The organism is Corynebacterium sp. UBA4397, from assembly GCF_002390965.1.
Classification (GTDB): Bacteria; Actinomycetota; Actinomycetes; order Mycobacteriales; family Mycobacteriaceae; genus Corynebacterium; species Corynebacterium flavescens.
The window spans coordinates 60,383-72,458 of sequence record NZ_DGRD01000020.1 but is presented as its reverse complement, the minus strand read 5'-3'; the positions used below and the strand labels follow the sequence as shown (position 1 = coordinate 72,458).

8 protein-coding genes and 1 pseudogene are annotated in these 12,076 nt (G+C 64.2%); 3 read left to right on the top strand and 6 right to left on the bottom strand.

Annotated features, from left to right (window positions below):
* Positions 1–6: 6 nt before the first annotated feature.
* Together B2696_RS04750 and trmB are read right to left on the bottom strand one after the other, a co-directional pair.
* Positions 7–603, bottom strand: coding sequence for an NYN domain-containing protein (locus tag B2696_RS04750; RefSeq protein WP_286954232.1), 597 nt, complete (start codon positions 601–603; stop codon positions 7–9).
* Positions 604–1,389, bottom strand: coding sequence for a tRNA (guanosine(46)-N7)-methyltransferase TrmB (trmB, locus tag B2696_RS04745; protein ID WP_286954230.1), 786 nt, complete (start codon positions 1,387–1,389; stop codon positions 604–606).
* 344 nt (positions 1,390–1,733) lie between these two features.
* Between trmB and B2696_RS04740 the strand changes: the two genes are divergently transcribed.
* Positions 1,734–3,560 (top strand): phosphoenolpyruvate carboxykinase (GTP), encoded by a 1,827-nt coding sequence (locus B2696_RS04740; protein WP_286954228.1) that lies wholly within the window; start codon positions 1,734–1,736, stop codon positions 3,558–3,560.
* Between the two features lie 7 nt (positions 3,561–3,567).
* Here B2696_RS04740 and B2696_RS04735 read toward each other — a convergent pair whose 3' ends face one another.
* Positions 3,568–4,305 (bottom strand): class I SAM-dependent methyltransferase, encoded by a 738-nt coding sequence (locus B2696_RS04735; RefSeq protein ID WP_276623269.1) that lies wholly within the window; start codon positions 4,303–4,305, stop codon positions 3,568–3,570.
* A 24-nt stretch (positions 4,306–4,329) separates the two neighbouring features.
* Here B2696_RS04735 and B2696_RS04730 point away from each other — a divergent pair, with 24 nt between their 5' ends.
* Positions 4,330–5,430 carry a glycosyltransferase family 4 protein gene (locus B2696_RS04730; protein WP_075730670.1) on the top strand — a complete coding sequence of 367 codons (1,101 nt, stop codon included), beginning with the start codon at positions 4,330–4,332 and terminating at the stop codon, positions 5,428–5,430.
* Here the strand turns inward: B2696_RS04730 and B2696_RS04725 are convergent.
* Together B2696_RS04725 and B2696_RS04720 are read right to left on the bottom strand one after the other, a co-directional pair.
* Positions 5,354–6,832 carry a hypothetical protein gene (locus tag B2696_RS04725; protein ID WP_075730669.1) on the bottom strand — a complete coding sequence of 493 codons (1,479 nt, stop codon included), beginning with the start codon at positions 6,830–6,832 and terminating at the stop codon, positions 5,354–5,356. The two genes, B2696_RS04730 and B2696_RS04725, sit on opposite strands and share 77 nt — an antisense overlap.
* Entirely contained in the window at positions 6,819–7,943 is a 1,125-nt protein-coding gene (locus B2696_RS04720; protein WP_286954225.1) for a DUF3068 domain-containing protein, read from the bottom strand. Before B2696_RS04720 ends, B2696_RS04725 begins: the two co-directional genes overlap by 14 nt.
* Here B2696_RS04720 and B2696_RS04715 point away from each other — a divergent pair.
* A pseudogene (locus B2696_RS04715) lies at positions 7,864–8,961 on the top strand (acyltransferase family protein); the annotation flags it as partial. The gene B2696_RS04720 and the pseudogene B2696_RS04715 sit on opposite strands and share 80 nt — an antisense overlap.
* Here B2696_RS04715 and B2696_RS11525 read toward each other — a convergent pair.
* Positions 8,917–12,075, bottom strand: a complete 3,159-nt coding sequence (locus tag B2696_RS11525) for an alpha-(1->3)-arabinofuranosyltransferase domain-containing protein (RefSeq protein WP_286954223.1) — start codon at positions 12,073–12,075, stop codon at positions 8,917–8,919. The pseudogene B2696_RS04715 and the gene B2696_RS11525 overlap by 45 nt on opposite strands.
* Between the last annotated feature and the right edge of the window lies 1 nt (position 12,076).

The window sequence follows — 12,076 nt, the reverse complement described above, 5'->3', positions numbered from 1 at the left end:
GGCCTCCTAGCGGTGGTTGAGCAGCTCCGCAAGCGGGCGGAAAGGCTGCAGCCAGGCGCCACCTTCCGGCAGGTTATCGAGGTTGATGCGCGGGAGCGGCTCGCGGAAGACACCCTCGACGTCTTCCAAGTCGACGAACTCGAGCGCCGGATCATTGAGCGCCCAGGAGGCGTGCTCGTGGAAGCCAAGAACGCAGACGGCCTTGCCTTCGGCGGCGAGTTCCTCCAACAGTGGCTGGAAGTTCTGCCCGTCGGCAGAGGCCACGACGACGCCGTCGAGACTCTCCCGATTGTCCTCGATGTAGCGGATCATGTCGGGGTCGACATCGTCGTCCTCGTGCAGCTTGGGCTTGGCAAAGACGGCGAAGCCGACGTTGCGGATGGCCTCGACCCAGGGGCGGATCGAGTCCGCGCCACCGGGGGCGACGTTGGTGAACACGGCGGCCTGCGGAGTGGCGTCGTGGTGCAAGGCGATCTCTACGAACCAGCGCCCGATGGCATCAAAGCGTGGGCGAAAGGCCGCGGTGGGGCGCCCGCCCAGGATCGCTCCGAGGCCCATGTCCATATTTGGTGCATCCCACACCAAGAGATAAGTGCCGCTCATTTACTTCTTCTCCCACAGATACTCGGTGATCACGTGCTCCTTTTCTAGCCCCTTGCCCTCGAACTTGGTGATGACCTGGCGGTCCACCAGCTGCGGGCACCCAGGCCACAAGTGGCCCTTGTACTCCAGGCTGGGCTCGACGTTGACCAGCTCATCTATCCACTCGGCATAGCCGGCGTGATCGGTGGCAACGTGTAAAACCCCGCCGGGTTTGAGGCGTGAGGCGAAAAGATTGAGCGTACCCGACTGGATAATCCGGCGCTTGTGGTGACGAACCTTGGGCCAAGGGTCGGGGAAGAAGACGCGGATGCCGTCCAGGGATGCGGGTGCGAACATGCGCACCATAACCTCGATGCCATCGCCACGAATCATCCGGATATTGGAGATGTCCTCGCGCACGACCTGGCCGAGCAGCTTGGCCAGTCCCGGCTTATAGAGCTCGACGGCGACGATGTTCTTCTCTGCCTCTAGAGGCGCCATGGCTGCGGTGGAGGTGCCGGTGCCGGAGCCAATCTCGACGATGGTGGGCGCGCCGGGGCGGCCGAACCACTCATCGATGTCTACGAGTTCGTCTCCCAGCAGGCGGCCTAGGCGCGGCCAGTTCTCCTCGAAGAGCGCATTCTGGTTTTCGGTGAGGGTGCCGCGACGGAAGGTGACGCTGCCCAGGCGCGGGTAGTCCAGATCGTTGGAGAACTCCGCATTGAAATCGGTCTGCGGGGGGCGCCCGGGTGGCATCTCGCCGGCGCCGCGGTTGGGGGTGCTGGCTTCGTAATTATTAGTATCCATTGGCGTCTATTGTTCACTTAACCTGCGATATCGACAAAGTGACGCGCCGAATAGCCGTCTTGGTCTAGTATCTGGGTATAACCAGTGGCCGCGATGGGGGTGCCAATATCACGCTACGGAAGCCCTATTCCGCACCTAATTAGCCCCCGAAATGGGGGGTAAAATGTGCGCTATGTTCTATCTCACAGCAGTATGTGGCCGGTTAAGGGGCGGTTAACGGGGTGGATATAACCGGTGTGTCGAGAAATACGGATAAATACATCAACGGCACGTTACGCTAGTGATGGAAAGTAATTTCTTCAGCACCTTTGTTTAAAGCTTGTCTAAAACCAGGAGACTATTTAATGACCGCCACCATTCAGGGCCTCGTCGGCTCGTTGCCGACCAACAATGAAAAGCTCATCGCGTGGATTGAAGAGAACGTGGAGCTGTTTCAGCCGGATAAGGTGGTCTTTGTCGACGGGTCCCAGGAAGAGGCAGACCGCCTCGCCGCGGAGCTCGTAGAAAAGGGCACCCTCATCAAGCTGAATGAGGAAAAGCGCCCCAACTCCTACTTGGCACGTTCCAACCCCTCCGATGTGGCTCGCGTGGAATCGCGCACCTTCATCTGCCCGGAGCTGGAGGAAGACGCCGGCCCCACCAATAACTGGGCGCCGCCTGCTGCCATGAAGGCCGAGATGACCGAGGCCTTCCGTGGCTCCATGCGTGGGCGCACCATGTATGTTGTTCCCTTCTGTATGGGGCCCATCAGCGATCCGGACCCCAAGCTGGGCGTTCAGCTGACGGACTCGGCCTACGTCGTGCTCTCCATGCGGATTATGACCCGCATGGGCGCCGAGGCTCTGGAGAAGATCGGGGACAACGGTGCTTTCGTTCCCGCGCTACACTCCGTGGGTGCTCCGCTCGAGCCCGGTCAAGAAGACGTGGCCTGGCCGTGCAATGACACCAAGTACATCACCCAGTTCCCCGATACTAAGGAGATCTGGTCCTACGGTTCCGGTTACGGCGGAAACGCCATCCTGGCCAAGAAGTGCTACGCGCTGCGTATTGCCTCCGTCATGGCACGGGAAGAGGGCTGGATGGCTGAGCACATGCTCATCCTCAAGCTGATTAGCCCGGAGGGCAAGGCATACCACGTAGCTGCGGCTTTCCCCTCCGCCTGCGGCAAGACCAACCTCGCGATGATCACGCCGACCATTCCGGGCTGGAAGGCCCAGGTTGTCGGGGACGACATCGCTTGGCTCCACCTGCGCGAAGACGGTCTCTACGCGGTTAACCCGGAGAATGGCTTCTTCGGCGTCGCTCCTGGTACCAGCTATGATTCCAACCCCATCGCCATGAAGACCATGGAGCCGGGCAACACCGTGTTCACCAACGTGGCACTGACGGATGATGGCGATGTCTGGTGGGAAGGCATGGACGGCGAGGCACCTGCGCACCTCATCGACTGGACCGGTGCCGACTGGACTCCGAACTCCTCCACCAAGGCAGCACACCCGAACTCCCGCTACTGCGTGCCGATCTCGCAGTGCCCGACCGCCGCGCCGGAATATGATGACTGGCACGGCGTCAAGATCGACGCCATCCTCTTCGGCGGCCGTCGCCCCGATACCGTTCCGCTGGTCACCGAAGCCTTCGACTGGAACCACGGCACCATGATCGGCTCGCTGCTGGCCTCCGGCCAGACCGCTGCTGCCGCCGAGGCTAAGGTGGGCTCGCTGCGCCATGACCCGATGGCCATGCTCCCCTTCATCGGCTACAACGTGGGAGATTACCTGCAGAACTGGATCGACATGGGCGCCCGCGGTGGCGATAAGATGCCGTCCATCTTCCTGGTCAACTGGTTCCGCCGTGGTGAGGACGGTCGCTTCCTGTGGCCGGGCTTCGGTGAGAACTCGCGTGTGCTCAAGTGGATCGTCGATCGCATCGAAGGCAACGTCGAGGCTGAGAAGACCGTTGTGGGCAGCACCGCTCGCGCCGAGGACATCGACGTCGAGGGCCTCGACGTCGATATCGAGGACCTGCGCGAGGCACTCGCAGTCAACCCGGCCGATTGGGCGGGGGACGTGGAAGACAACAACGAGTACCTGCGCTTCCTCGGACCACGCGTGCCTGCAGAGGTATGGGAGCAGTTCGAGGCGCTCAAAAAGCGCATCGAGAGCGCATCCTAAACGCCGGCTAGGCCCGGACTACGATAACGAGATTTGAGGTCAAGAACTCGCGTAGGCCGGGCACCCGCGTTATCCACCACGCCCAGCGTGGGTGGTAGCGCGGAAAAACCCAGGCATTGTGGGCGCGCGCCCAGCGCAGCCCCTCCTTGGCAGAAACCGCGAAGAGCGAGGAACCGAAGACATTTTTCGGCTCCCGCCCGTGAATGCGGGTATAGCGATCCCGGGCGAACTCGCCGCCGACGTAGTGCTGCCACAGCCCGGTCTCGTGCCCGCCGAAGGGGCCGAGCCACACCGTGTAGCTGACTATGACCAGCCCGCCTGGGCGCGTAACCCGCACCATTTCATCGGCCATGCGCCAAGGCTCGGCGATGTGCTCGGCCACGTTGGAAGAGTAGACAACGTCGAAGGTGTCATCGGCGAAGGGCAGGCGGGTGCCATCCCCGCGCACTGAATTCGCCAGCTTTATCCCGGCCGCCGACATCTCTCCCGCATCAGGCTCGAGCCCAAAGTAGCGCGCCCCACGCCGCGCGAAGGCCGCTGCGAAGTAGCCTGGCCCGCCCCCCACATCGAGTACGCGCGCACCGTCTAGACCTACCCCGTAGTCCCGGCCCAGCGCGGTGACCAGATCCGCAGTATCCTCAGCCAAGCCGCCGTAGAAGATGTCCGGGCGAGTCTGCTCGAAGCGAAATGACCGCAGCAGCCGCCAAGAACGGCGAAAAGTAGCGAAGATACGGGTTTGTCTCATAAGGCACTAGGCTAGTGCTTCGACATGAAAATTCTCTTACTGTGCTGGCGCGATTCCACCCACCCGCAGGGCGGTGGCTCGGAGCGCTACCTCGAGCGCGTTGGCGAGTACCTCGCCGCCCAAGGCCACGAGGTGGTCTTTCGCAGCGCCAAGCACATGAATGCTGCCCGCCGCGAGAAGCGCGGGGGAGTGCTGTACTCACGCGCCGGCGCGAAGTTCAGCGTCTATCCGCGCGCGTGGCTGTTCATGCTGGCAGGCCGCTGCGGCATCGGGGATGCCAAGGGAGTCGATGTTGTCGTCGACACGCAAAACGGCATCCCCTTCTTCGCGCGCCTCGTCTCCGGGGTGCCCACGGTCTTGCTCACCCATCACTGCCATCAGGATCAGTGGCCGGTGGCTGGGCCCGTGCTGGCGCGGCTGGGGTGGTTCCTGGAATCGCGGGTGGCTCCGCGCGTTTATCGTGGCAGCCCTTATGTCACGGTCTCCCAAGCCAGCGCTGCAGATCTGGAGAAGCTTGGGGTGAGCGGCGCCCACATCATCGAAAACGGCCTCGACCCAATCCCGGAGCATGTCCCCGTGCTCGAGCGCGAGGCGCAGCTACACCTAGTGACGCTGTCGCGGCTGGTGCCGCACAAGCAGATTGAGCACGCCATGGATACCGTGGCCCATACTCCTGGCGCGGTGCTTGATGTCATCGGATCCGGCTGGTGGGAATCGCACCTGCGTGAGTACGCCGAACAACATGGTGTCAGCGAGAGGGTGCGCTTCCGCGGTCAGGTGACGGAGGACTATAAGCACGCGCTGCTCGCGCGGGCCGATGCCCACCTCATGCCCTCGCGCAAGGAAGGCTGGGGCTTGGCCGTCATGGAGGCTGCCCAGCACGGCGTCCCCACCATCGGCTATAAGTTCGGCTTGCGCGATAGCGTCATCGATGGAGAGACGGGAGTATTAGTCGCGCGGGAAAGCGAGTTCGTGGAGGCCACCGCGCGCCTGCTGCGGGATACTCGGCGCCGCAAGCGCTTGGGCGAGGCAGCCCGCGCCTTCGCGGCTACCTTTTCTTGGGAGTTAACGGGCAGGCGCTTCGAGGAGCTCCTCGGAGAACTAGTGCCAAGAGCGGGGAAATAAGCCACCCAGCCATAGGTGCCCACGGCAGCGCAGGCGGCGGGGCGGGAGTGCTTGCCACGATCCGTCCATCTAAGACCACCACGCCGACGCCTAGCTTCTCCAATTGCGCCATGTCACGCTCATCCCAGGCAGCCAGCGCGGCGAGGTAGGCGGGTGCTGCCTGGTCTACGACGTCGCCGTCGACGCTCAGCTGCCCAGAACTCAGCTGCGCAGTCACCTTGGAATAGGGGTCAATGGCTACCCCGCGTGTGCCATCAGCAGCCGTCACCTCGACGAGGTAGGGCCGGTCCACAAAAAGGGCGGTGCGGTCATCGATCTCTGCGACCAGTGCGCGGTCCACCCCGGTATCGGTAGGGGCGAGCACGCCAAGTGCACGCGGCGCATCAACGTTTTGCAGCAGCGTACACGCCAAAGCCAGCGGGGCGAAGCCGCGTGGCAGCGCGCCCAACCCGGCCACGTAGAGCGGAATGGCCAGCATGACCAGTTTCTGAGAGTCTCGCACTAGGCCGGCGCCAGGAACATTTTCCACCAGCCAGACGGCCACTCCAGGACAAAGCCACAGTGCCAGCGCAGCGCCCATGCCCATGAGAGCCAGCGCGCCGAGACGCTGGGCCTCGCGCCGCACCAGACGGAAGGCACCCAGCACTGCCAGCGCCGCGACGCCCAAACCTGCCAGCGCGAAGCCGGCGGTGCGGGAATCGGGCACGGCCTGGCTATTCCAGATTCCGCCGAGCCCGATGAGTGCGCCAGCCGTGCCGACGAGATGCTCGGCGTGAGGAGAGAAAGCCTCGACGGCTGTCCGCGCAGATCCTGTTACACTCCCCGTCTGAGCCTGCATAATCCCGGGAATGGCCCAAGGCAGCCACAGAACTAGGCCCGCGAGCCCTACTCTGGTGCGGGCACAGAAGAGTGCGGTGAGCACGGCGAATACCGCGCCGGTGGGAGTAATCGAGGCCACGCACATGGCCAGCCAGGCGCTGCGTTCGTGCCCGCGCAGCCCGCAGTAGGCGATAACGGGCAGCAGCCAGGCGGCTATGGCCAGGGACCACTGGCCCTGCAGCAAGCGCTCGATGACGAAGGGATTGGCAACAGCGCAGGCCATCGCTCCCGCCGCAGTCCACGGTGAGGCGGCCCATAAAGCGGCCGTCGCGGCGGCGCATCCCGCGGCCCCCAGGATGAGCACCCGCGCGATCCACGGGCCGCCGGCCAGCGCCAAGAGTGCGTCCTGCGGGACGTTGCGGGCGGGCAGCGCGCCGGAGCCGAGCGCGCCAGGGGTGAGCGCGGGATCGTGGAGCAGGGCCATGTCCCGCCACAGGTATTCGCCCGGCAGGAGAAAAGGCCAGCCCACTGCGGCGACGAGGATCAACCCCCACGCCAGGAGGAGCGCCTTATCCGCGCGCACGGTGGCGGCGCACGAAGATGAAGGCGGCTACGCCCAGCAGCACCATGCCGAGCGCCTTGCCCGCCCAACCGAGAAGGCTGAGAACCTTGATTGTGGTGATGAGCGGCGCCACCGTGGAATGCCTCTGCGCGCGGGAGTCATCGGAGAAAGTCATGTCCATGCTGAGCAGCGAGCGCTGCGCGGTGTCTTGTGCCGCGGCCATATCCTTGGCCTGTTTCGCATCGGTGGCATAAAAGATGGAGAGCTTCTCATCTGCGTTGAGGACAGTGCCGGTGGTCGGCTCAACCCAGACCTCGCGCGAGACCGTGTAATAGGGCTCGAGCACCACAGAATCCGCGGCGCCAAGGCTGTAGCGGGCGAGGGAATCCGGGGAGTAGAAGTCTCGCGCGGGCCCGCGCAGGGTGGCAGGGCCAGCCCCGTTCAACGCCTCAGGAAGTGAGGTCGGCGCAATATCCTGGTGATAGACGTAGGTGGGGATGGACTCGAGCGTCTCTTTGGTGCGGTAGTCAATGGGGTCGGCGCGCTGGGTCAGGCTGTCGAAGTAGGCATAGGAACGCTGCTCCGTGGCGGAGGGGAAGAAGTAGTTCAATCCATCGCGCTCGAAGGCGTCTTGCTCAAATCCGGAGGCAAAAAGCGCGCCGTCCACGTGCTGGGAGTTATTCTCACCCGGCATGGGGTAGGCGGATTCGCGGTTGAGGAAGGCCTCCTCGCTGGTCTCGAGGAGAGTCCTTCCGCTCACCTGAAAACTCACATCAGAGCTGGTCGCGGCCACGGACTTCTTCTCCGCGCCGGGAAAATCGGTGCTCTGACTGCGCATCTGCCGGGTCACGGTGATGTCTGATTCGGTGATATAGCAGTGCAGCTTGGAACTGTCGGCGCCGCAGCCTTCCTCAGCGCGGTTGGTCTCTGGCACCGCGCGCTGAGAATAGGCATCGACATCGAGCACGGGCCCAGTGGCGGGGGCGGATTCGACGGAGAAGTCTTGGTCTACCGGCAGGGGCCGCGAGTGGTTGATATACAGTGGCGGCACAATGGAGCCCAAGAGCAGCGAAAGGATCGCGGCGACGACCACCCAGGTCAGGGGCGCGCGAGAACTAGGCAATCGCTTCATTGCAGTATTATGTCCAATCAGTTTCCGGGCACGGCCAAGGCGAGCAGAAGGAGTAGGCGTGACGCACAGGGCTACTCAGCTGAGCGTACCGCAGCATCTCCCTGAACTTGATGGGTTACGCGCGGTCGCGGCTGTGGGAATCATTGTGACTCACGTGTCCTTCCAGACCGGAATCGGGTGGGGGATAACGGAGCGCTTCGATTACTTCGTTGCGGTATTCTTCGCGCTCAGCGCCTTTTTGCTGTGGCGCCGTCGTGGCCTGCACGCCCCCGGCGAGTACTTCTTCTCCCGCGTGGCGCGCCTCGCCCCGGCCTATCTCGCGTGCGTGTGCGTGGTCTTGGCCCTGCTTCCCGAAGCCCACACCGCCTCCCCCGGCCAAGTCCTCAGCAACCTCACGGCGACGCAGATTTATGTCAAGGATGGGCTCGCCCCTGGGCTTACGCACCTGTGGTCGCTGTGCGTGGAGTTTTCCTTCTACCTCGTGCTTCCCCTGCTGGCGTGGGCGCTGGCTGGGCGCACCCGTGGCCAGCGCATAGCGGTCTTAGTCACCGCCGGGATTCTGAGCCTGGGCTGGGCCTTCCTGCCCTTTGTGGCCGAGTATGATTCCGACCAGGTCAACTCGCAGATCTGGCCGCCTGCCTATACCTTGTGGTTCGTCGTGGGGATGGTCGCCGCCGAATGCGAGGGGCACCTCCCGCGCTGGGCACGCAAGGTATTTAGCTGGCGCTGGCTGTGGTGGTTGCTCGCCGCCGGATGCGTATCGCTGGCCAGCCGGGAGTGGTTCGGCCCGCGTGGCCTTGTCCACCCAGAGCCCCAAGAGTTTGCGCAGCGCATCGTCGTCGGCGCGGTCTTTGGAATGTGCGTCGTGGTGCCCGTGGCGTTGGTTCCACGGGAAACCTCGCTTTATGCCCATCCCTTTGTCTTAGGCCTAGGGCGTTGGTCTTATTCGCTGTTTTTATGGCACGTTGCGGTGCTATCGCTCGTCTTCCCGCTCGCGGGTATCCCGCTCTTTAGCGGCCAGGTCGCCGATTTTGTCCTCGTGCTCGTGCTTACGGTGGCGGGCAGCGTAGTGGTTGCTGCCGTGAGCTATGTCCTTATTGAGGCGCCTGGCCGGCGTTGGATATTCCAGGCACGCCAGCGCCGCCGCGCACAGCCACAACAAGAGATCCGAGTCCCCCGCATAAGAGCCGCTGGGCCAGGGCGCGCGGGCCAGCATCGCGCCTGCGATAGCCACGAGCCCTCCGGCCAGGGCGGGGGCGGGGATGGTGGTCCAACGCACGATGGCCCAGGCACACAGCCCGGCGACAAGGGCTTGCCAGCCCAGTAGTGCGAGAACCACGAGGGCGACTAGGCCTCTAGAGCCCTGTGTCGGCTGCCACCAGCCGCTGCGCCGGCGCAGGGAAAGCAGACATAGACCTAGCGTTAGAAGCCCCAGCGCCCCGCCGAATACGAGGGCCGCGAAATACCACGGCTGCGCCACGAAAGACATGCGGAAGGTTCCCGCCTGCCCCGCCGGAATCTCAAAGGCCTGAGTCGCGGCATCGACTTCGCGGGCCACCAGCGGGGTGTCCCCGAGGAAACCTTGCAAGCCCTCGTTGAAGGCGCGCCCGGTAACCAGCAGGCGCGGGCTATCGGCGGCCGCGATCTCGGGGCCAGAAAGCCGATAATCCTGCGGCGGTGACCAAGAGGTTGACTGGAGGGAAACCCAGGCGCCGGTGCTGCGCACGCGGTGCTGGCCAGGGGAAAGCTCGAGGGTATCGCCGGGGTGGTGTAAGACGCCGTCGACAAGCACGGGCTTGGGCGAGTCCACCTTAACTTCCATGGGGCGTGGGGCGGTGAAATCGCGGATGAGCACTCGCGAGTCCTGGAAGATCTGCTGGAAGAAGAACTGTTGCACGTTGGGTGAGGTATCCGGCACGGTGAGCACGCGCTCGATGGGAGTGCCTTCCACCTCCAGGTTGGCAATACCAACGCGCTCGCTCAGCTCGACGCGAATGGCCTCGGTGTCTCCCCCGGGCACCCGCACCTGCTCGGAATGATAGGGCTCGAGCTCGACCTCGACGGCGGCCGAACCCGAACGCACCGTCACGGTGGTCTGCGAGGTGGCCATGATGTTCAGGCGCGGCGAGGAAAAGTGCCCGCGCAGCTCAATCCACCCGGTATCGCCGGGGGCCGGCCACCACGAGGTGGAGTTCTCCCCGTCGACTGCCGCGGTGACGGACTGGCGCGGCTGCGCGCCACCGAAGGCATTGGCATCCGCCGCCGAGGACGAGGCCACAACCTGCGCCCCGGTGGACTCAACGACGCTCAATGGGCCGCTCGAGGGATAGTCCCGCAGCCGGTTGTGCACCGTGGAGGGATCATCCGTGGCCAGCGGGGCAGAGAGCGCGCCGTCGAGGGTGCCATAATTGCGGTCGCTCAAGGTGGGGGTATCCGTGACAATCTGGGCGTCGCTGTCGACCAACTCGCGCACAGCAGGCCCCGCTACAGCATCGAGGAAGGCCAAAGACTCGCCGCCGCCTGCGACACGGAGCGGCGCGGATTCACTCAGCGCCATGGAGTCATTATTCAAAGTGACCACGTCGACCTCGCCGAAGGTGTGGACCTGCCCGCCGAAGTCTGCGGCGTTAGGTTCATGACTACTCCCGGAGTTCTCCAGATCGTGGCGCAGGATAATGGCGCCGATGCCCAGCCGGGCCAGCACCCGGGAAGCAGAGGAGGGATCCTGCTCGAGGGTATCCATGACGCCATCGAGCCCGCGAATGGCCTCCGGCGGGACCAAAGGGATGGCATCCCGCACGGCCCAGGGAACCTCGAGGAGAGGTTGCGCCGGCTCGTCGCGGGTCCAGCCCCAGTCCTGGCGGGCAAAGGAGGCCGGCGGATAGATAAGCGTGCGCGTTCCCTGGGCATTCGCGTTGATAAAATCCGCCGCTTGATGCCAATACTCCGGCACCTTCTCATAAGCTCCGCGCGGCAAGAGGCGCCCGCTTAGCGCAGGGGCGAGTGCGCTGACAACGAGGAGGATGACCGCCACTCCCACGGCCTGACGCCGGCTCGGGTGCAGAGTTCGTGGCAGATCTATTCCCGCCAGGGCCCGGGCAAAACCCAGGAGCAGGGGAATGCGCACCAGCGGATCGAATTTATGCAGGTTGCGCAGCGCCGCCAGCGGCCCGTCCAGCGCGTCGAGATACCACGTCGCGTGAGTGCCAAGGATCGCGATGCCGACGAGCGCCATGAGCGCCCACACCCGCGGGAGCTTGGCCAGCCCGTAGATGCCGATGGCGGCCACGGCCATGGTGACCAGGATAAACACCGGCTGCGTGGCTAGTAAGTTACCGGCAACCCGCTCGGTATCGACGAAGGGCGCCCAGCTGGTTGTTCCGCGCAGAATCTCCGGCAGGTTGAGCCACCGGGTGGTGACATAGGAGGACTCGATGAACTCCGTGAAGGGCGGCGAGTAGCGCCCCAGGATGAACAGCGGCACAAGCCACCATGCGCTGACCGCGGCGCAACCGGCCAGCCAAATAACCCCGGGCCGCCAGGCGCGGCGATAGATCAGGATGAGGGCCGCGGGCAGACAGGCAGCGATGGTGGCGGTGGCGTTGACCGCGCCCATGCACGCCACGGGGATGACTGCTGCGGCGGCGCTGCGCCAATCCAGTCTCTCGCGTAGGAAAGGCAGGATGACCCACGGGGCGAGCATCACCGGCCAGGTCTCAGAAGATATCGCCGTCAACGTGGTCAGCGCGCGGGGAGAAAGCGCAAAAAGTAGCGCAGCTACCGTGGGCCACAATCCCCGCATTCCTAGTGCCTGCGTGAGGCGCTGAAAGCCGCAGAATCCAACGACGAGCACCACAAACCACCACAGACGCTGGGCAATCCAGTCCGAGAGCGGATCCAGCAACAAGAAGAAAGGACCCTGCGGAAAGAGATAACCGTAGGCCTGATTCTGGAGCTGTCCCAGCGGGAAATTATCGCTGTAGATGGTGAAGGCGCCGGCGAGGAAGCCAGCCGGGTTGGCCACCAGATCGAGCTTGGTGTCCGCGGCGACCTTGCCCCAGGGTTGCAGCACAACAACTAGGGCGAGGAAAGCGATGGAGAGTCTGCGCCACCCGCGGGAGTTTCGGGGCATC